Source organism: uncultured Brevundimonas sp. (assembly GCF_937870815.1).
Classification (GTDB): Bacteria; Pseudomonadota; Alphaproteobacteria; order Caulobacterales; family Caulobacteraceae; genus Brevundimonas.
In genome coordinates, this window is record NZ_CALMZS010000024.1 from 13,047 (window position 1) to 33,375 (window position 20,329).

The 20,329-nt window shown below is 72.5% G+C and carries 15 protein-coding genes and 1 other RNA gene; 8 read left to right on the plus strand and 8 right to left on the minus strand.

What is annotated here, in order from left to right; genetic code table 11:
* Genes gspJ through gspM form a run of 4 tightly spaced genes read left to right on the plus strand, consistent with a single transcriptional unit; the run spans position 1 to position 3,168 of the window.
* Complete coding sequence (gspJ, locus tag Q0588_RS01680) at positions 1-609, plus strand: type II secretion system minor pseudopilin GspJ (protein WP_298743173.1); 609 nt, start codon at positions 1-3, stop codon at positions 607-609.
* Complete coding sequence (gene gspK, locus Q0588_RS01685) at positions 609-1,595, plus strand: type II secretion system minor pseudopilin GspK (RefSeq protein WP_298743175.1); 987 nt, start codon at positions 609-611, stop codon at positions 1,593-1,595. The genes gspJ and gspK overlap by 1 nt, the downstream gene beginning before the upstream one ends.
* Positions 1,592-2,698, plus strand: a complete 1,107-nt coding sequence (gene gspL / locus Q0588_RS01690; protein ID WP_298743177.1) for a type II secretion system protein GspL — start codon at positions 1,592-1,594, stop codon at positions 2,696-2,698. Before gspK ends, gspL begins: the two co-directional genes overlap by 4 nt.
* The gene (gene gspM, locus Q0588_RS01695) at positions 2,695-3,168 is read left to right on the plus strand and encodes a type II secretion system protein GspM (protein WP_298743179.1); all 474 of its coding nucleotides are present in this window, start codon (positions 2,695-2,697) and stop codon (positions 3,166-3,168) included. Before gspL ends, gspM begins: the two co-directional genes overlap by 4 nt.
* Positions 3,169-3,193: 25 nt before the next feature.
* On the opposite strand, the gene arsC is transcribed toward gspM, so the two are convergent.
* Positions 3,194-3,601 (minus strand): arsenate reductase (glutaredoxin), encoded by a 408-nt coding sequence (gene arsC, locus Q0588_RS01700; RefSeq protein ID WP_298743180.1) that lies wholly within the window; start codon positions 3,599-3,601, stop codon positions 3,194-3,196.
* A 146-nt stretch (positions 3,602-3,747) separates the two neighbouring features.
* Here arsC and Q0588_RS01705 point away from each other — a divergent pair, with 146 nt between their 5' ends.
* Positions 3,748-5,694, plus strand: coding sequence for a M1 family metallopeptidase (locus Q0588_RS01705; RefSeq protein ID WP_298743182.1), 1,947 nt, complete (start codon positions 3,748-3,750; stop codon positions 5,692-5,694).
* A 49-nt stretch (positions 5,695-5,743) separates the two neighbouring features.
* On the opposite strand, the gene Q0588_RS01710 is transcribed toward Q0588_RS01705, so the two are convergent.
* The gene (locus Q0588_RS01710; protein WP_298743185.1) at positions 5,744-7,663 is read right to left on the minus strand and encodes a DNA polymerase III subunit gamma/tau; all 1,920 of its coding nucleotides are present in this window, start codon (positions 7,661-7,663) and stop codon (positions 5,744-5,746) included.
* A gap of 243 nt (positions 7,664-7,906) precedes the next feature.
* Positions 7,907-8,000, minus strand: an RNA gene (ffs, locus tag Q0588_RS01715) — signal recognition particle sRNA small type.
* Positions 8,001-8,057: 57 nt separating this feature from the next.
* Here ffs and nudC point away from each other — a divergent pair.
* Entirely contained in the window at positions 8,058-8,987 is a 930-nt protein-coding gene (gene nudC, locus Q0588_RS01720; protein ID WP_298743187.1) for an NAD(+) diphosphatase, read from the plus strand.
* Between the two features lie 213 nt (positions 8,988-9,200).
* Here nudC and Q0588_RS01725 read toward each other — a convergent pair whose 3' ends face one another.
* Positions 9,201-9,926 carry a 3-deoxy-manno-octulosonate cytidylyltransferase gene (locus Q0588_RS01725; RefSeq protein WP_298743189.1) on the minus strand — a complete coding sequence of 242 codons (726 nt, stop codon included), beginning with the start codon at positions 9,924-9,926 and terminating at the stop codon, positions 9,201-9,203.
* 150 nt (positions 9,927-10,076) lie between these two features.
* Here Q0588_RS01725 and Q0588_RS01730 point away from each other — a divergent pair, with 150 nt between their 5' ends.
* On the plus strand, positions 10,077-10,826 hold the full coding sequence (locus tag Q0588_RS01730) for a cytochrome c family protein (RefSeq protein WP_298743191.1): 750 nt from the start codon (positions 10,077-10,079) through the stop codon (positions 10,824-10,826).
* Between the two features lie 84 nt (positions 10,827-10,910).
* On the opposite strand, the gene Q0588_RS01735 is transcribed toward Q0588_RS01730, so the two are convergent.
* Positions 10,911-12,218 (minus strand): ammonium transporter, encoded by a 1,308-nt coding sequence (locus Q0588_RS01735; RefSeq protein WP_298743193.1) that lies wholly within the window; start codon positions 12,216-12,218, stop codon positions 10,911-10,913.
* Positions 12,219-12,519: 301 nt separating this feature from the next.
* On the opposite strand from Q0588_RS01735, the gene Q0588_RS01740 reads away from it, so the two are divergent.
* The gene (locus Q0588_RS01740) at positions 12,520-15,327 is read left to right on the plus strand and encodes a pitrilysin family protein (RefSeq protein WP_298743195.1); all 2,808 of its coding nucleotides are present in this window, start codon (positions 12,520-12,522) and stop codon (positions 15,325-15,327) included.
* A gap of 34 nt (positions 15,328-15,361) precedes the next feature.
* On the opposite strand, the gene Q0588_RS01745 is transcribed toward Q0588_RS01740, so the two are convergent.
* The 3 genes from Q0588_RS01745 to Q0588_RS01755 all read right to left on the minus strand — a co-directional run.
* Positions 15,362-16,381 (minus strand): NAD-dependent epimerase/dehydratase family protein, encoded by a 1,020-nt coding sequence (locus Q0588_RS01745; RefSeq protein ID WP_298743196.1) that lies wholly within the window; start codon positions 16,379-16,381, stop codon positions 15,362-15,364.
* Between the two features lie 73 nt (positions 16,382-16,454).
* Positions 16,455-18,854 carry a glucan 1,4-alpha-glucosidase gene (locus Q0588_RS01750; protein ID WP_298743197.1) on the minus strand — a complete coding sequence of 800 codons (2,400 nt, stop codon included), beginning with the start codon at positions 18,852-18,854 and terminating at the stop codon, positions 16,455-16,457.
* 8 nt (positions 18,855-18,862) lie between these two features.
* Positions 18,863-20,329, minus strand: a 1,467-nt coding sequence (locus Q0588_RS01755; protein ID WP_298743198.1) for an MFS transporter, incomplete at its 5' end; no start/stop codon positions are given.

Below are 20,329 nucleotides of genomic sequence, written 5' to 3' on the forward strand. Positions count from 1 at the left end.
ATGGCCCCCGACAGCCGCGGCGCGCCCGCCAGGACCGGCTTCACCCTCGTCGAGGTGCTCGTCGCCCTGCTGATCTTCGCCCTGATCGCGGCCGCGGGCGCGTCGGTGCTGAGCCTGTCGATCGACAACCGTTTCGCCGTCAAGGCGGCCTCCGACCGGACCGGCGACCTGCAGCGCATGCGCAGCCTGCTCAAGGCCGACCTGGGACAGGCCAGCGGCCGCCGCTCGCGCGGCCCGACCGGCCGGCCGATGCCCCAGCCGATGAGCGGCCCGGCCGCCCCCGGCGACCCGGTGCTGGTGCTGACCCGGGCCGGCTGGAGCAATCCCGGCGAACGGCCGCGGCCGTCGCTGCAGCGGGTCGAATACCGGCTCGTCGGCGACCGCCTCGAGCGGCGCGTCTCCTCCCATCTCGACGGGGCCCGGCCGGGCCCGCCGCAGGTGCTGTATCGCGGCGTCCGCGACCTCGCCGTGGCCTTCGTCCGGGACGGGCAGGAGGCGCCGGCCTATGTGGTCACCGCCGAACGCCCGCTGCCGGATGCGGTGCGGCTGCGCATGACGCTCGACGGCTACGGCCCGGTCGAGCAGCTGTTCCTGGTCGGCGGCGGCTGATGCGTCCGGGCGCCGGCAACCGCGAGGGCATGGCCCTGCTGACCGTCCTGCTGCTGGTGGCGGTGATGTCGGTGGTCGCCGTCGCCGTGCTCGACGACGTGCGCTTCTCGGTGCGCCGGACCACCAATGCCGAAATCCAGGCCCAGGCCCAGTGGTACGCCTCCGGGGCCGAGGCCCTGGCGCGCCGCCAGATCGCCCGGCTGATGGCGGCCGGGCCGGGCCGCACGCCGCTGGAGCCGGAGTGGAACGGCCGCCGCCTCAGCTTCCCCATCGAGGGCGGCGCGATCAGCGCCGTGGTCGCCGACGGCCAGGCCTGTTTCAACCTCAACAGCCTCGTCGAGGGCGTCGGCGAGGACCTGCTGGCGCGGCCGCGCGGCGCGGCCCAGTTCCTCGCCCTCGGCCGGGCCGTCGGCGCCCCGGACAGCCGTATGCGCGCCGTGGCCGACGCCCTGACCGACTGGCTCGACGCCGACGGGGTGTCGCGGCCGCTCGGGGCCGAGGACGGAGCCTACGCCGGCCTGGCCACACCCTACCGGACCGGCGGGGTGATGCTGGCCGAGGTCAGCGAGCTGCGCGCCGTCAAGGGCGTCGACCCCGACCTCTATCGCCGGCTGCGGCCGTTCGTCTGCGCCCTGCCGACCAGCCGGCTGTCGCCCATCAACGTCAACACCCTGACCCCCGCCCAGGCCCCGCTGCTGATGATGCTGACCGACAACGCCCTCGGCCCCGCCAGCGCCCGGGCGGTGATCGCCCGGCGGCCGCCCGGCGGATGGGCCGACCCCGCCGCCTTCTGGGCCCAGCCGGCCCTCGCCGCCCTGCCGATCCCGGAAGAGGTGCGCGACCAGGTCACCGTCCTGACCCGCTATTTCGACCTCCGCATCGACGTCGACTACGGCGGCGGCCGCGCCGTCCGCACCGCCCTCCTGCACGCACAGCCCGACGGCGCCGTGCGCACCGTCATCCAGCGCTGGACCCCCGAAGAATGAAACCGACACGCCTCGTCCTGCTTCCGACCCTGGCCGGCCAGCCGGCGCCGTTCATGATCGTCGCCCCGGACGGCGGCGTGCTGGAGCGCGGCGTGCTGACCCCGGAGGCGGTCGAGCGGCCCGAGCCGATGCGCACCGTCGTCATCTGCCCCGGCGCCGACGTCTCGGTCCGCTGGCTCGACCTGCCGCCGGGCGGGGCCGCCCAGCTGCGCGCCGCGGCCGCCTGGCGGCTGCGCGAGGACCTGGCCGCGGCGCCGGACCGGCTGGCGACCGTGGTCGGCCCGCCGGCCGGTCCGGACCAGCCGCGTCTGGTGGCGGTGGTCGGCCAGGGCCTGCTCGAGGCCTGGTCGGACTATCTCGAGGTCCTCGGGGTCCGCGCCGACGTCATCGCCCCCGACATGCTGACCCTCGCCGAGCCCGAGGACGACGACACCGTGCTGGCGGTGAGCTTCGGCGAGAACGTGGCCCTGCGCGGCCGCCGCTTCGCCGCCACGGTGCAGCCCGACCTCGTCGAATTGGTCGCCGCCGGGCGTCGGGTGGTCCCGCTCGAGGATCCCCGCGCCGTCGAGCGGGCGCTGGCCGCGGCGGCCCTGGCCCCGGCCATCAACCTGCTCGACGGCGGCGCCCGCGCCGGGGCCGGGGGGCGGGTCGGCTGGCGGCGAGCGGCCGGACTCGCCGCCGCCGTGCTGGTCTCGCCCCTGCTGGTGACCGCGGCCGGGGCGGCCCGCGACGACCTCGCCGCCCGCCGGCTCGAGGACGAGGCGGTCGCGGCCATCGCCGCCGCCGCGCCGGACCTGGCCCGGACGGCCGATCCCGTCGCCGCCCTGCGCCGCCGGGCCGCCTCGGCCCCGCCCCCGGGCGGGATCACGGCCGCGGTCGCCGCCCTGTTCGGGGCCGTCGAGTCGGTCGAGGGAGCCGAGCTGGACATGCTCGCCGCCGATCCGGACGAGGGTCTCAAGGCCACCCTCAGCCACCCCGCCTATTCGGACATGGAGCAGATCAGCCGCCGGATGGCCGCGGCCGGCATGACGGTCGTCGAAACGGCGACGCTCGACGACGGCGGCCGCGTGGTCAGCGACATCAGCATCGGAGCCCGCCCGTGAACCGGATCGTCGCCCAGCTTCATCAGGCCTGGGACGGCCGCACCCGACGCGAACAGCGGATGCTGCTGGTCATGGCCGTGCTGGTCGCCGCCGTCGGCCTGTGGCTGGGGGTGGTCCGGCCGCTGAACGGCTGGCGCCGGGACGCCGCCGACGACCGGGCCCGGGCCGCCGCCGAACTGGTCGAGGTGCGCTCGATCCTGGCCCGGCTCGCCCCGGCCGCCGCCCCGCCCCGCGCGGCCGACGCCCAGGGCCTCGAGCCGGTCGTGCGGCAGACGGCCGAGGCGGCCGGGCTTCAGCTCACCACCGGCATGGACCCGTCGGGCCGGCTCGGCTTCCGGGCCGACAATGCGCCGGCCGCGGCGGTCTTCGGCTGGCTCGCCGCCCTGAAGACCACCCACGGGCTGCAGCCGGTCAGCCTCGGGGTGGTCGAGAACGCCGACGCCTCCCTGCAGGTCGAGGGGGCCTTCTGAGCCGCCGCGCCCCCGGCCCGCCGGTTCAGCCCCCGCCCGCCGGGCCGCCGTCTCCGGCCGGCCCCTCCGCCGCCCGCTCCAGCAGGCCGGACACGGTCTCGGCGGGCCGGCACAGGGCCGCCCCCTTCGGGGTGCGGACGATCGGGCGGTTGACCAGGATCGGGTGCGCGATCATCGCCGCCAGGATCGCCTCGTCGTCCACCCCGGCCTCCAGCAGGCCCAGGTCCCGGGCCGGCGAGCCCGCCTCCCTCAGCGCCTGGCGCGGCGTCAGCCCGGCCTCGGCCAGCAGGGCGCGCAGCCGGGCCGCATCCCAGCCCGTCTTCAGATATTCGACCACCTCGGGGCGGTAGCCGGCCGCCTCGACCATGGCCAGCACCCTGCGCGAGGTGCCGCAGGCGGGATTGTGGAACACGGTCACGGGAAAGTCGCTCATCGGATCGCTCGTCGGTGAAGGTCCTGCCCGCGCACTTCACGGTTCGCCGCCGCGATTGCAAGGCCTCGGCGGCGGGGGGCGGCGCGGGGGTTGATCTTTCCGGCCGTCCGGGGCGTTGTCGGCGCACAATCGCAAAGGACGCCCCGATGATCCGCAAGATCGGCCTCGTATCCGCCCTCGTCCTGGCCGCCGCGACCGCCTTGGGCGGCTGCGCCGCCCTGGACCCGTCCGGCTCAGCCGGAGCCGCCGCGCCCGTGACCGCCGCCCCTGTCGAGCCTGTGCGCGACATCCATTCCCACGCCCGGCCCGAGATCGCCCGCGTCACCCACGTCTCTCTCGACCTCGCCGCCGACTTCGGGGCGCAGACCCTGTCGGGCGCGGCCGCCCTCGACATCACCGGCGAGCCCGGCGCCAACGAGATCGTCCTCGACGTCCGCAATCTCGACATCCAGGACGTCCGCGACGCCGGCGGGGCGCCGCTGCAGTTCGAGACCGGCCCCGGCGACGCCATCCTCGGCCAGCCGCTGACCGTCCGCTTCCCGGCCCTGGCCCCGGGCGAGCGCCGCTGCATCGTCGTCCGCTACGCCACCCGGCCCGACGCCGCCGCCCTGCAATGGCTGAGCCCGGCCCAGACCGCCGGCGGCGAGCGGCCCTATATGTTCAGCCAGGGCCAGGCGATCCTGACCCGCACCTGGATTCCGACCCAGGACAGCCCCGGCGTCCGCCAGACCTGGGACGCCCGCATCGTCGTCCCGTCCGACCTCAAGGTGGTGATGAGCGCCGAGGCCGTCGGCCGCGGCGAACCGGCCGGGCCCGGCCGCACCGCCTGGCGTTTCCGCGAGCCCAACCCCGTGCCGCCCTATCTGATCGCCATCGGCGTCGGCGACCTCGCCTTCCGGGCGATCGACGAGCGCACCGGGGTCTGGACCGAGCCGTCGATGCTCGCCGCCGCCCACGATGAACTGGTCCCGACCGCCGAAATGGTCGACGTGGCCGAGCGGCTGTACGGCCCCTACCGCTGGGGCCGCTACGACATCCTCGTGCTGCCGCCGTCCTTCCCGTTCGGCGGCATGGAGAACCCGCGCCTGACCTTCGCCACCCCGACCATCATCGCCGGCGACCGTTCGCTGGTCTCGCTGGTGGCGCACGAACTGGCCCACTCCTGGTCGGGCAATCTGGTGACCAACGCCACCTGGGCCGACTTCTGGCTCAACGAGGGTTTCACCGTCTATTTCGAGAACCGCATCATGGAGGCGCTCTACGGCCCCGAGCGCGCCCTGATGCTGCAGTCGCTCGGCTGGGGCGACCTGCAATCGACGCTGGCCGACCTGCCGCCCGCCGACACCCGGCTCAAGCTCGACCTCGCCGGCCGCGACCCCGACGAGGGCCTGACCGACGTGGCCTATGAGAAGGGCGCCGCCTTCCTGCGCACCATAGAGCGCATCGTCGGCCGCGAGCGCTTCGACGCCTGGCTGAAGGGCTATTTCGAGCGCAACGCCTTCCGGCCGATGACCACCGAACGCTTCCTCGAGGACATCCGCGCCCAGCTGGTCACCACGCCCGAGCTGGAACGTGAGCTGATGATGGAGGACTGGATCTACCAGCCCGGCATGCCGGCCAACTGGGTCCCGCCGGTCTCGGACGCCTTCGTGCCGGTCGACGCCGCCGCCCGCGCCTTCTTCGCCGACGGGGGCCCGGCCTCGGCCATTCCGTGGTCCGGCTGGTCGACCCAGGAGCGCCAGCGCTTCCTGGCCTGGCGGCCGGACGGCGTGCGCGCAGGCGCCGACTGGCTGACCGCCGCCCAGCTCGCCGATCTCGAGGCCACCCTTGGCCTGCGCGACGAGGGCAACGCCGAGGTGCTGTTCTCCTGGCTGCAGATCGCCGTGGCGCACCGCTACGAGCCGGCCGTGCCGACGCTGGAGAAATTCCTCACCACCATGGGCCGGCGCAAATTCGTCCTGCCCCTGTTCCAGGGCCTGTGGGCCGAGGGCGACTGGGGCCGCGGCCTGGCCCGCCGCATCTACGCCCGCGCCCGCCCCGGCTACCATCCGGTGACCGCCAACTCCGTCGACGCGGTGGTGGGGCGGCCGTAGGAGGGGACGCCCGTCCCCGCCTTCCTCTCGACCCTCGCCCTCCGCCGCCTCAGTCCTCTTCCGGCGCCTCGTCCGGGATGGCCGGCAGTTCGACGGCCGGGGCCAGGGTCTTGATCTCGCCGATCCTCGCGCCGGGGAAGGCGTCCATGACGGCGACGACGAAGGGGTCGGCCTCGATCTGCGCCCGTTCCTCGGCGCGCCGGCGGCGGTCGGCCTCGATCATGGTTTCGCCGCCGCCCTGGCCGTTGGCGGCGATCAGCCAGGTGCGGCCGGTCCATTCGCGCAGGCGCGCGGCGAGGCGGCGGGCGAGGTCGATGGGCGCGCCCTCGAGGCTTTCGTAGGTGATGGCCCCGGGCCTGAAGGCGACGGGGCGGACGTAGCGCTGCACGTCCATCTGCAGGCCGACCTCGCGCTTGTCGCCGATCAGGGCGACGACGGCCTCGAACGACTGCGGGTCGGGCGGGGCGGGCGCCGAAACCGGTCGCGCGGCCAGCTGGGCGGAGGCTCCGCCGCCACCGCCGCCACCGCCGGCGCCGCCGCCTCGGGGCGTCTGCCCGCCGGGGCCTCCCGGCGTCTCGCCGTCGCGCAGGGCCTTGAGCGCCTCTTCCGGCCCGGGCAGGTCGGCGGCGTAGGCGAGGCGGATGATGGCCATCTCGACCGCGTCGGCGGGGTTGGGCGCGCGGCGCACCTCGTCCAGGGCCCTGAGCAGCATCTGCCAGACGCGGGCCAGGGTCCCCGCCGAGATGACCGCGCCGAGGGCGGTCAGCTTCCGGGCCTGGTCGCCCGGCAGGCGGGTGGCCTGGGGGCCGAGCATCTTGGCCACCGAGGCGGCATGGCAGTGTTCGAGCAGGTCGTTGGTGACCTGCACCGGATCGGCGCCGTAGCCGTACAGGGTGCGGAACAGCTCCAGCGTCTCGGGGGTGCGGCCGGCCATGACCGCCTCGAACAGGGCGATGGTCTGGCTGCGGTCGGCCAGGCCGAGCATGTCGCGCACCACCTCGGTCCTGACCGTCTCGCCCTTCTCGCCCTGGACCAGGGCTTGATCGAGCAGGCTGAGGCCGTCGCGGACCGAGCCCTCGGCGGCGCGGGCGATCAGGGCCAGGGCGTCCTGTTCGATCTTCATGCCCTCGCGCCCGGCGATGCGGGCGAGATGGTCGATGAGGATGTCCGGCTCGACCCGGCGCAGGTCGAAACGCTGGCAGCGGCTGAGGATGGTCACCGGCACCTTGCGGATCTCGGTGGTGGCGAAGATGAACTTCGCGTGGGGCGGCGGCTCTTCCAGGGTCTTCAGCAGGGCGTTGAAGGCCTGGTTCGACAGCATGTGGACTTCGTCGAGGACATAGACCTTGTAGCGCGCCTCGACCGGGGCGTAGCGGACGCTCTCGATGATGTCGCGGATGCCGTCGATGCCGGTGTGGGAGGCGGCGTCCATCTCGACCACGTCCATGTGCTGGCCGGCCATGATGGCGGCGTCGTGCCGGCCGTGGGCGGTCAGCTCCAGCGACGGCCGGTCGATGCTGTCGGTCTCGTTGTTGAGGGCGCGGGCCAGCAGGCGGGCGGTGGTGGTCTTGCCGACGCCGCGGACGCCGGTGAGCATGAAGGCGTGGGCGATGCGGCCGGTCGAGAAGGCGTTGGTCAGGGTGCGGACCATGGCCTCCTGGCCGATCAGGTCGCCGAAGGTGCGCGGCCGGTATTTGCGGGCCAGCACGGTGTAGGCGGCGCCGTCGTCGGCCTGGGCGGCCGGGACGTCGCCGGCGGGCGGGGCCAGCTTCGCGGAGGGTTTCGGCGCGGGCTTGGGTTCGGCGCTGGCTTCCGGCTCCGGTTCGGGCGCCGCGGCGGCCTCGGCCTCGCGCATGCCGGCGGGCTCGGGGAGGCCGAACATGTCGTCGGTGTTGGGATCGCGCTCCCCGGCTTCGGGCGCGTCCTCCTCCCACGGAGGCCCTTCGAGACTCGGTCCGGCGTCGCTCATGAAACCGTCTTAGCGCGGGGGCGCGCGACGGCGAAGGGGGTGCGGGAAGGGAGCTGTGGGTGGTGTCGGCCCCCGCCACCATCCTTCGCCCGCGGCTTCGGATGGTCCCCCTCCCCCTGTGGGGTAGGAATGCGCTCAAGCAGCGAGCGACCGCGCGACCCCCCGGTCAAGCCGGAGGGTGACGAAAATCCGCGCTCAAGCAGCGAGCGACCGCGTCGCGAGCGATAGCGCAAAAAAGAAAGAGGAGGTGGAGACCGCGACCCGAAGGGGAATTCGTTGTGGCTGCTGCCTTCCGGCCCTGACCAGGTTGGCGAAGCCTTCGCCCGCGATCTCCGGGAGTGGATATGACGATTCCGGCTCGCCGATGCAAGCGGCGCCTTGCTAGAAGCGCGCCATGCCCCTCCCCGCCCTCAACACCTTCGCCGGCAATCCGCTCGATCGGGCGGGGGACCGGCGCAACGACCCCGAATGGCTGGCGGAGCAGGGGGCGAACCCGGAGGCGCGGGCGCTGGTGCTGTGGGAGGGGCGGCCGCTGCTGGAGGCCGGGGAGGAGCCGCGGCTGGCCTGGCTGGCGATGGATCATGCGCGGGCGGTGGTCCCGGACCGCGAGCTGTTCCTCGGGATGTGGAAGGACGCGCCGGTGTTCGCGGTCGAGGTCGAGGGGTCGGTCGATCCGACGGCGGGGCCGCTGCGGGGGCTGGGCGTGTTCCACGAGATGCGCGAGGCGGCGGCGCTGTTGTCGGGCGCGGACGCGGCCATGGCGGGGACGGCCAAGTCGCTGTTCGACTGGCGGCGGCGGCACGGCTTCTGCGCCGCCTGCGGGATCGAGAGCCAGGACTCGTGCGGGGGCTGGAAACGGGTCTGCCCGGCCTGTTCGACGGAGCATTTCCCGAGGGTGGACCCGGTGACCATCATGCTGGCGGTCTACAAGGGCGGGTCCGAGCCGCGCTGCCTGCTGGGGCGGCAGGCCGGCTGGCCGGAAGGGCGGATGTCGGCGCTGGCGGGGTTCCTCGAGCCGGGGGAGACCATCGAGGAAGGTTGCGCCCGCGAGATCGGGGAGGAGGCGGGGCTGACGGTGACGGCGGTGCGCTACCACTCCAGCCAGCCGTGGCCGTTTCCGTCGCAGCTGATGATCGGCCTGGTCTGCGAGGTTGATTCAGGCGAGGCGACGCCGGACCAGACCGAGCTGGAGGCGGTGGCCTGGCTGACCCGGGACGAGGCGGCGGAGGTGCTGGCGGGGACGCACCCGTCGATCAAGGCCCCGCCGAGAATCGCCATCGCGCGGACGCTGTTGCAGGCTTGGGTGGATGGATTTGAGGTCTGACGCCATCTCCCGGCGAAGCCGGGCTTCGGGCGATCAGCGTGTCCTGGAGGCCGGAAGGTTCATCACAACGAACACGAAGAAATCACGAAGGGCACAACGGGAGCGGAGCCAGTCACAACCCTCGTCGTGTCCTTTGTGAATTCGTTGTGTCCTTCGTGATGAACCTTCCGGCCGCTGGAGCCAAAAACTCTGGTTCCGGCTTCGCCGGGACGGCTATCGAGCCAAGGCCCGCGCCGCTTCCAGATCATCCGGGCTGTCCACCGACAGCGGGGCCTCGTCGATGACGCCAGCCCAGATCCGCAGGCCCAGTTCGAGGGCGCGGAGCTGTTCCAGCTTCTCGCGACGCTCCAGCGGCGAGGGCGGGGCGGCGCAGAAGCGTTCGAGCGCGGCGCGGCGGTAGCCGTACAGGCCCACGTGGCGCCAGACGGGGCCGTCGCCGTACAGGGTCGAGCGGGTGAAATAGAGGGCGCGGCCGTGCCGGTCGCCCTCGGTCAGGGCCAGCACCGCCTTGACCACGTCGGGATTGGTCCGGTCCGAGGCGTCGGCCTCCGGGGCGACGAGGGTGGCGATGTCGCAGGCCGGCTCGGCCTCGAGCAGGCCGGCGCAGGCGGCGGCGAGGCCGGGATCGGCGAACGGCATGTCGCCCTGCAGATTGATGACCGCGTCATGGCGGCCGTCCGGGTCGAGGGCGTCGAGGGCGGCGCGGATGCGGTCGGAGCCGGAAGGCAGGTCGGGATCGGTCAGCACGGCGACGCCGCCGACGCCCTGGATCGCCTCGACGATCTCCGCATCGCCGGCGGCCACGGCGACCGGCAGGCCCGAGCGGACGGCCTGCTCCCACGCCCGCACGATCATGGCCCTGCCGCCGATGTCGGCCAGCGGCTTGCCGGGCAGACGGGCCGCCGCCATGCGAGCGGGAATCAATATCAGCGGATTCATCGACGGCCTCGTCATCTGCGGCGCCGCACCACGGTAAAGGTCGAGCCGGGCCGGTTGCGAAGGCGGCGCTAGCGTGTAAGAGACGCCCACGCAAGAATTCGCCCGCCGTCCCTGCGGCCGGGCCCTAACGGACGGGATGCGACGACGCGGATGAGCGGCGATCTGAACGGGAACAAGATTCTGGGCGCCGTGCTGGCGACCGCCTTCGTCATCGTCGGCGTGCAGCAGGTCACCGGCGCGATCTACCACACCGAGCCCCCTGAAAAGATGGGCTATTTCGTCGATGCGCCGGAAGAGGCCGCCGCCGGGGCGGCCGAGGCCGCGCTGCCGCCCGACTGGGGCACGGTGCTGCCGGCCGCCGACCTGGCCGCCGGCGAGGCCGCCTTCGCGCGCTGCCAGGCCTGCCACACCTACAATGCTGGCGGGGCCAACGGCACCGGCCCGAATCTGTACGGGGTGCTGGGCCGCCCCGTGGCCGGCCACCCGGGCTTCGCCTATTCCGACGCCATGATCGCCCACAAGGCCGGGACGCCGACCTGGACCTATGACGAGCTGGACCAGTTCCTGACCGCCCCGGGCCGCCATGTGCCCGGCACCAAGATGTCGTTCGCCGGCATCCGCGACACCCAGACCCGGATCAACCTGATCGCCTGGCTGCGCTCGCAGGGCTCGACCGGCGTGGCCGTCCCCGCGCCCGATCCGGCCCGCCAGCCGGGCGCCGCGGCCCCGGCCGAAGGCGAGGCCGCCGAGACCCCGGCCCCGGGTTCGGAAGAGGCCGCCGCCGCCGCGGGCGGTCAGGCCGGCGGCGCGCCCGACACGGGCGCCGCGGCCCAGCCGACCGTTCAGGCCACGCCGGCGGCGCCGTCGGCCGCGGCCAGCGGCGACCCCAGCCCGCGCTGATCCGCGAAGGCCGGCGTCCAATTCGAAACGGGTCGCCGCCGTCCGCGGGCGCCCGGTTTCCCGGGGCCGTCTTGAGGACGGGCGCTACGGGTGGATGGTCTCGCCGTGCTGGGTGTAGTCGAGGCCCTCGATCTCGGTCTCCCTCGTCACCCGCAGGCCGGTGGTGAATTTGCAGATCATCAGGATCGCGAAGGTCCCGACCGCGCTCCAGGCGGCCACCGCGACCAGGCCGATCGACTGGTTCAGCAGGCTGGCCCCCGCGCCGGCCGGATTGATCGCGGCCGTGGCGAACACCCCGGTCAGCAGGGCCCCGACGACGCCGCCGACGCCATGGACTCCGAAGGCGTCGAGGCTGTCGTCGTAGTTCAGGGCGCGCTTGAGCCAGACCGCCCCCGCATAGCAGGCCGGTCCCGAGAGCAGGCCGATGACGAAGGCGCCCTTCGGATCGACCAGTCCCGCGGCCGGGGTGACGCCGACCAGACCGGCGACGATGCCGGAGAGCAGGCCCAGCAGGGTGGGGCGCCTGTGGTCGATCCACTCGACCGCGGTCCAGCCGATCGCGGCGGCGGCGGCGGCGAGAATGGTGTTGAAGGCGGCGACGGCGGCGATGCCGTCGGCGGCCCAGGCCGAGCCGGCGTTGAAGCCCAGCCAGCCGACCAGCAGCAGGCCCGTGCCGATGGCGGTCAGGGCGAGGTTGTGCGGGGCCATGTTGTCGCGCCCGTAGCCGTGGCGGGGCCCGAGCACGAGACAGGCGACGAGGCCGGCGACGCCCGCGCTGACGTGCACCACGGCGCCGCCGGCGAAGTCCAGCACGCCCAGCGTCCCCATCCAGCCGCCGCCCCAGACCTGGTGGCAGATCGGGGCGTAGACCAGCAGATGCCAGAGGAAGAAGAACAGGATCGAGGCCGAGAATTTGATCCGCTCGGCGAAGGCCCCGGCGATCAGGGCCGGGGTGATGATGGCGAAGGTCAGCTGGTAGGCGATCCACAGGAATTCCGGCAAGCCGGGCGCGAGGCGGTGCGCCGTGTCCGGCGTGACGCCGTTCAGAAAGGCCGCCTGCAGTCCGCCGATGACGGCGTTCGTGGCCGGGCCGCCGGTCCCGAACGACAGGCTGTAGCCGACGGCGAACCACAGCACGGTGACGATGGCGAAGGCGGCGGTGGAATGGGCGAGGGTGGCGATGACGTTCTTGCGCCGGACCATGCCGCCGTAGAACAGGGCCAGCCCGGGCAGGGTCATCATCAGGACCAGGGCGGTCGACGTCAGGATCCAGGCGGTGGCCGCGCCGTCGATCTGCAGCGCCGCCTGGTGGGCCAGCATCGGCGGCGCGGCGAGGGCGGGCGTGGCCGGCAGCGCCGACAGCGCGGCGATAATGGCGAGGGTGCGGCGCATGGGCGCTCCGGGTCCGGCGGTTGATGAAGCGGCCGAACCCCGCGTTCGACCTGCGGGACGGGATAGGAGCCTATTGCGCTGCAACAGGCAAATGATTCCGTGTGCGGCCCAGTATACGGCTGTACCGACGCGGGTCGAGGGTGCCGATCCGTCTGCCGCGCATGATCGAACCGCGGGCTGGTTGCGACCGCGAACGGGGCTGCGGCCACATTACCGAAAGGCAATGATGGCGGCCTTGCCAGCGCCGGGCCGGCGGGTACCACTGGCGGTTCATCCGCGCCTCGCCCCAGGGGGAACATCCATGCGCAACATCCGCCTCGCCCTGGTCGCAGGGCTGGCCTCGGCCGTCCTTCTCGCCACCGCCGCCCAGGCCCAGGCGGCCGACCTCGCCGCCGCCCCGGCCGTGTCCGCGATCCAGTCGCGCGAACCGCTGCCGCCGCTGCCGGCGATCGACATTCCGTTCACCCGCTTCACCCTGGACAACGGCCTGACCGTGATCGTCCACGAGGACCACAAGGCCCCGATCGTGGCGGTCAACGTCTGGTACCACGTCGGCTCGAAGAACGAGCCGCGGGGCCGCTCGGGGTTCGCCCACCTGTTCGAGCACCTGATGTTCAACGGGTCGGAGAATTACGACACCGACTTCTTCAAGGGCACCGAGCTGCTCGGGGCGACCGACCAGAACGGCACCACCAACACCGACCGCACCAACTATTTCCAGAACGTCCCGACCTCGGCGCTGGACTCGGTCCTGTGGCTGGAGAGCGACCGGATGGGCCACCTGCTCGGCGCGATCGACCAGGCGCGGCTGGATGAGCAGCGCGGCGTGGTCCAGAACGAGAAGCGCCAGGGCGAGAACCAGCCCTACGGCCGGGTCTGGAACGCCATCACCGCGGCCACCTATCCGGACGACCACCCGTACGGACACACGGTCATCGGCTCGATGGAGGACCTGAACGCCGCCGATCTGGCGACCGTGCAGCAGTGGTTCCGCGACTACTACGGAGCCGCCAACGCGACGATCGTGCTGGCCGGAGACATCACCCCCGAACAGGCCCGCGAAAAGGTCGGGCGCTATTTCGGCGACATTCCGCCGGGGCCGCCGGTGACCCAGCCGGTGCAGATGATCGCCCGGATGACCGGCGAACAGCGCGAGATGATGTACGACCGCGTCGGCCAGCCGCGCCTCTACAAGGTGTGGAACACGCCGCCGACCGGCTCGGCCGAGGCCGACCATCTCGGCATGCTGGCCCAGGTGCTGTCCTCGGGCCGCAGCTCGCGCCTGTACAAGCGGCTGGTGTTCGACGAGCGCATCGCCACCCAGGTGGCGGCGTTCAATTCGGAAAGCGAGATCGGCAGCCAGTTCATGGTCATCGTCACCGCCAAGCCCGGCCAGGATCTCGGGCGCATCGAGGCGATCGTCGACGAGGAGATGGCGCGGCTGCTGCGCGACGGGCCGACCGCGATCGAGCTGGAACGGGCGCGCACCAATGTCGGGGCCGCCTTTGTGCGCGGCCTGGAGCGGATCGGCGGCTTCGGCGGCAAGTCCGACATCCTGGCCGAAAGCCAGGTGTTCCACGGCGACCCCGGCGCCTGGCGCGGCTCATACGACCGCATCCTCGCGGCGCGCCCGGCCGACCTGGCCGGGGCCGGCCGCGAATGGCTGACCGACGGCAGCTATTCGCTGCAGGTTCTGCCCTTCCCCGACTATGCGGCGAGCGCCACCGGCGTCGACCGCAGCCAGGGCCTGCCGGCCCCGGGAGAGACGCCGCGGGCGGTGTTCCCGGCCATTGAGCGGGCCGAGCTTTCCAACGGCCTGAAGGTGATGTTCGTCCGGCGCGAGAGCGTGCCGACCGTCGGCCTGAACCTGATCCTCGACGCCGGCGCGGTGGTCGATCCGGACGCCCGCGCCGGCCTGGCCCAGCTGACCCCGGCGGTGATGACCAACGGCACCGACAGCCTCGACGCCCTCGAGATCAGCGACCGGCTGCAGCTGCTCGGCGCCACCCTGGGGGCGGGCTCCGGATCGACGGCGACCAGCGTGTCGATGACCGCCCTCGCCTCGCGGCTGGATCCGTCGCTGGAGCTCTACGCCGACGTCATCCTGAACCCGGCCTTCCGGGCCGAGGATTTCGAGCGGGCCAGGGCCCTGCAGATCGCCGCCATCCAGCAGTCCGCCCGCAACCCGGGGGCCATCGCCCGCCGCGTGCTGAGCCGCGACATCTACGGCCCGTCCAGCCCCTACGGACGGCCCGTCTCGGGCTCCGAGGAGACCGTCGCGGCCCTGACCCCCGCCGACGCCGAGGCCTGGCACGCGACCTGGTTCCGGCCCGACAACGCCACCCTGGTGGTGGTCGGCGACACCACCCTGGCCGAACTGACGCCGAAGCTGGAGCGGGCCTTCGCGGCCTGGCGCGCGCCCGCGTCGCCGATGCCGGCCAGGCCGGGCCCGGCCGACGCCCCGGAGGCGACGCGGACCCGGGTGCTGATCGTCGACCGCGCGGGTCCGCAGTCGACCATCGTGGCCGGGCGCGCGGTCGCCGCCTTCGACCCGGCCACCGAGGCGGCGATCGACACCATGAACACCGCGCTCGGCGGGGCCTTCACCAGCCGGATCAACATGAACCTGCGCGAGGACAAGGGCTGGTCCTACGGCGCCGGCGGCGGCGTGCCGTTCGGGCGCGGCGAGCGGATCTACGCGGTCAGCGCCGGCGTCCAGGCCGACAAGACGGCCGAGAGCCTGGCGGAGCTGCGCCGCGAGCTGAGCGAGGTGGTGAGTTCGCGCCCCCTGACCGAGGCGGAGATCGCCGCGGCCCGCTCGAACATGGTCCAGGGCATGGCCGGCAACTGGGAGACCAATGCGGCCATCGCCGGCGAGCTCCAGAACATGGTCGTCTGGGGCGTGCCGGAAGACTATTACGACAGCTACGCCGAAACGGTCGCGGCCATGGACGCGCGGCGGGCGACGGAGGCGGCGCGGGCGATCGTCGGCGAGGGGCCGACCACCTGGGTCGTGGTCGGGGACCGGGCCTCGATCGAGGCCGGAATCCGCGCGCTGGGCCTCGGCGAGGTGCAGGTGGTCGACGTCGACGGCGATCCGGTTCCGTAGGACGGGCGGCCCCGGCTCCGTCCCCCGGTTCGCCTCAGACGCCGTAGAAGTCGCGGTACCAGTCGACGAACCGCCTGACGCCGACCTCGATGGGGATCGAGGGAGCGTAGCCGAGGGCGGCGCGGGTCTCGCTCACATCGGCCTCGGTGCGCGTCATCTCGCCTTCCTGCGTCGGCAGGACATTGAGGATCGCCTTGCGGCCGATGGTCTCCTCCAGCACCGCGATATAGCGGGAGAGCTTCTCGCGCCGCCCCGCGCCGAGATTCAGGATCCGCCACGGCGCCACGCCGCTGGTCGCCTGGCCGGGGGCCTCGGCGCGCCAGGCGGGGTCCCTGGCGGCGACATCGTCAAGCGCCGCGACGACGCCGTCGACGACGTCGTCGACATAGGTGAAGTCGCGCTCCATCGCGCCCTCGCCATAGACGTCGATCGGCCGCCCCTCGAGGATGGCGCGGGTGAATTTGAACAGGGCCATGTCCGGCCGGCCCCACGGGCCATAGACGGTGAAGAAGCGCAGGCCGGTCGAGGGGATGCCGAAGATGTAGGCATAGCTGTGCGCCATCGCCTCATTGGCGATCTTGGTCGCCGCATAGACGTTGAGCGGATGGGCCACCCCCTGCCGGACCGAGAAGGGCAGGGCCGCCGAGGCGCCGAAGACGGAACTGGTGGAGGCGAAGACGAGGTGTTCGGCCTGGACGGCCCGGGCCCCCTCGAGCACGGTCAGGAAGCCGACGACGTTGGAATCGACATAGCTCTCGGGATTCTCGACGCTGTAGCGGATGCCGGCCTGGGCCCCGAGGTGGACGATGCGGCGCGGCGCGTGCTCGGCGAACAGGGCCGCCATGCCGGGGCGGTCGGCCAGATCGAGGGTGTGGTGGACGTAGCCGGGCTCGGCCCGCAGCCGCTCCAGCCGCGCCTGTTTGAGGGCCGGGTCGTAATAGCTGTTCAGGTTGTCGACGCCGATCACCGTCTCGCCGCGCGCCAGCAGCCGCCGGGCGGTGTGGAAGCCGATGAAGCCGGCCGAACCGGTGACGAGGACGGGGCCGTGGGTCATGGGCCTTCGTTACGCGGCCCCGAGGCTTTCGTCATCCTGCGGAGCTCATTCCTTCTCCCGATGGGAGAAGGAGTCATCGGGCGTAGCGCTCCTCCACCGGCGCATACCGGTCCCAGACGGCGCGGTCGGCGAGGGAGCGGAGCAGCTTGACGTATTCGGCATGGGTCCAGGCCAGCGGCGTGGCCGAGTTGGTGCCCTGGCCCGGCCGGTAGCCCCGGACGGTGGGGTGGCCGACGCCGTCCCAGGCCTGTTCCGGCAGCAGCAGGCCGCCGTTGGCGAAGGACTCCATGCCGCGAACGTAGACGTCGCGGATCGGCGACAGGTCGGTCTCGCCCGCGTGCAGCCGGGCGGCCAGTTCGTAATGCCCGCGCTCGCCGGTGAAGAAGGGCCAGAGGCGGCCGCGCTGGCCGGGGTGCATCTCGCCGCCGACGCCGTAGTTCTCGCCGGTGTCGGTCTGTTCGCCGTAGCCGTCGTTGCCGTAGCGGCGGAAGGCGGGGACGCCGTTCACGTCGTAGCGAACGCGGAAACGGTCCTCGCGGGTCTGGTCGTCGTATTCGGGCAGGGTGGCGACGATGGACGGGGCGTCCGGGACGCGCACGCCGTAGCGGACCAGTTCGAGGAAGCCGCCGTCGACGATCCTGTCCTCGGCGTGGGCCGGCTGGCCGTTGTTCTCGCCGATCGGGGCGTGGTCGTTGGGGTTCTCGTTGCGGGTGATGCGGACGAAATAGTCGCCGTCGCCCCACGGGCCGGAGGTGGTGAACATCCGCGTCTCGATCTTCGACTCATAGTCGTCGGCGGCGGCCTGGTAGCGGTCGGCGGAGGCCGGGTCGCCGGTGGCGCGGGCGATGTCGGCGGCCACCGTCAGGCCGGTGACGACGGCGGCGGTGGTCGAGGGGGAATAGCCCTCCTGCTCCTCCCAGCGCTCCTGCTGGGTCCAGGGCGGGACGATCCGGCGGTCGTTCCACAGGATGCCGGCCGTGCCGCCGTCAACGAGGAAGTCGGCGGCGGGCTTGATCATCCGGCCGTACATGGCGGTCATCTCGGCGTCCGAGACGAGACCGGCCTTCCACAGCTTCCAGCCCAGCATGATCGGCATGGCGGTCTGGTCGAGCTGGACCCCGACCCATTCGATCTCGCCGTCGACGTGGGTCTTCTGCAGGAACCAGCCGACAGCGCCGGTGTTGCCCGGGGTCTCCGCATCGACCTGGACCTGCGGCAGGTAGCGGAAGGCCGCCAGCGGGGTCTCTGTGTCGCCGAGCGCGAGCAGGGCCATGGCCACCTGGTAGAAGTCGCGCGGCCAGACGGCCTTGTAGCCGGTCGAGGGATTGGCGGCGTCGACGGTGTCGCCCCATGGGTTGGACAGCGACGCGATCAGGGCGCCGGCGTGGGTGCGGTCCTCCTGCACCTTCAGCATCAGGGCCGAGGCGTACGCCAGCTTGCCGCCGTCGGTGGACTGTTCGGCGAGGCGGGGGAGCTGGTCGAGGGAGGCGATGTAGTCCTCCCAGCCGACGCGGTCGCCCTCGCCGTTGAAGCGGGCGAGGACTTCGTCGAGGCCGGTGGCGAAGGTAGCGTCAGCAGCGGCGGTCGCGGCGGCCCGGCTATCGCCGAAGCCGATGACGAAGTCGCGAGCCAAGGTCGCCCCCACAGAGAGCTGAGGCAGGGCCCCGGTCAGCATTATGTTGCCGGACTGAGCTCCGGTCGTCGCGTACCGAAAGTCCCGACGACCGTCAGCAAGATCAGTCAAGCCGTCCGATACCCCCAGGAAGCCGACACTGACGGCGTCGAACGGCCGATCAGGCAGGAGGGTCAGGTGGACCGCGCCCTCGGATGCGTGGAGAGCGCTTCTGGTCATCTTGTCGGCGACCTCGCCGGTGTCGCCTACGCCGGTGTTCGCCATGTGCGGTTCAAGCAGCACATAGGGGGTGATTTCGCCCTTCAGGGCCCGGATGGTCGCGCGGACGACCAGCGACTGGCTGTCCGGGTCGGTGTAGATGCGCTTCTCGATCTCGTAGCGGCCCTGCTTGTCGGTGGTGACGACCCGCCAGGCCGGAGACAGGGGGCGGCCCTGTGCGTCCGTGTGCAGATATTCCGTGCGGCTGGTGGTGTCGGTCCCTTCGACCGACAGGCCCGTGTCGGTGACCACGGCGAAGCGCAGCTGCTTGATCTGGGCCTCGTGGATCAGGCCGTACATGGTCTCGGTGAGGACGCCGTCGGCGATGGAGAACCAGACGCGCGAGACCTCGCCGGTCGGGCCGCCGTCGCGGTACCGGCCGTCGACATAGGCTTCGTATGAGGCGCCCGCGCCGGTCTTGGCGGCGTTGACCCAGGTCGGTTTGTCGCCGGGCGCGCCGGGGGCGACCATGGCCGCGGGCGCGGCCGCGGGTTCGCCGCCCGGCATCAGGCCCTCGAGGGTCGTACAGGCGCCCGTGGCCAGAAGGGCGGCGCCGGCGAGGAGGGAGGCGGAAAGACGCATGGCGAGACTCACGGACGGGCGGCGGAGGGGGTGACGGGCACCAGCAGGCTGGCGCCGGCGGCGATCAGGAAGCTGGCGGCGCCGAGGGCGAGGGCGAAGATCGGCTGGCCGCCGAACACCCCCTTGAGCACGGCGCCGAGGATGGTGGCGGCGACCAGCTGGGGCACGACGATGAAGATGTTGAAGACGCCCATGTAGACGCCCATTTTCCGGCCCGGCACGGCGTTGGCGAGGATGGCGTAGGGCATCGACACGATGCTGGCCCAGGCGAAGCCGACCCCGATCATCGGCAGCCACAGCAGGGCCGGATCGCGGATCAGGAAGACGCCGAGGAAGCCGGCGGCGCCGAGGGTCAGGTTGATGGCGTGGGCCCCGCGCAGGCCGGTGCGGTGGGCGATGACCGGAATCAGGAAGGCGGCCAGGGCGGCGACCCCGTTGTAGATCCCCATCAGCACCCCGACCCAGTTGGCCCCCTCGCCGTAGCCGGCCGAGGTCGGGTCCGGCGAACCGTAGTGCACGGCGGTGACCGCCGGCGTCATGTAGATCCACATGGCGAACAGGGCGAACCAGCTGAAGAACTGGACCACGGCCAGGCCCCGCATGGTCCTCGGCATGGCGAAGATGTCGCCCATGATCTCGGTCAGGGGGTTGGAACGACCGGCCGCCGCGAGGGCCCCGACCGCCATCTGCATCAGGCCGAAGGCCGTGACGAAGCCGGCGAGGACGTAGAGCTCCTTCTGCAGGCCGAGGATGTTGACCGCGGCGACTCCGACGACGCCGGCCAACCCCCAGACCAGGCCGCCCGTGTACCAGGCCGACTGTGAGCGGACGGCGCCGGGCGTGTGGCCGGCGTCCCGGGCGGCCTCGAAGGCGTCGATCTGTTCGGGGCTGTATTCGCGGGTGGTGAAGACGGTCCACAGCACGGCGGCCAGCAGGGCGGCGGCGCCGACGTAGAAGGAGATGCGCACCGCCGGCGGCACGACGCCCTCGGGCGCGGTCGCGGCGACCGAGAACCATTCGGTCAGGACCCACGGCAGGCAGGAGGCGAACACCGCCCCGGCCCCGATGAAGAAGCTCTGCATCGCATAGCCGGTGGTGCGCTGCTCCTCCGGCAGGTTGTCGCCGACGAAGGCCCGGAACGGCTCCATGGTGATGTTGATCGAGGCGTCCATGATCCACAGCATCGACGCCGCCATCCACAGCCAGGGCGAGTGCGGCATGACCACCAGGGCCAGCGTCGTCAGGATCGCGCCGACGAGGAAATAGGGCCGGCGCCGGCCCAGCCGGGTCCAGGTGCGGTCGCTGAAATAGCCGACGATGGGCTGGACCAGCAGGCCGGTCAGGGGGGCGGCGATCCACAGGATGGCGAGGCTGTCGACCTCGGCCCCGAGGGTCTGGAAGATGCGGCTGGTGTTGGCGTTCTGCAGGCCGAAGCCGATCTGGATGCCGAAGAAGCCGACGCACATGTTCCAGAT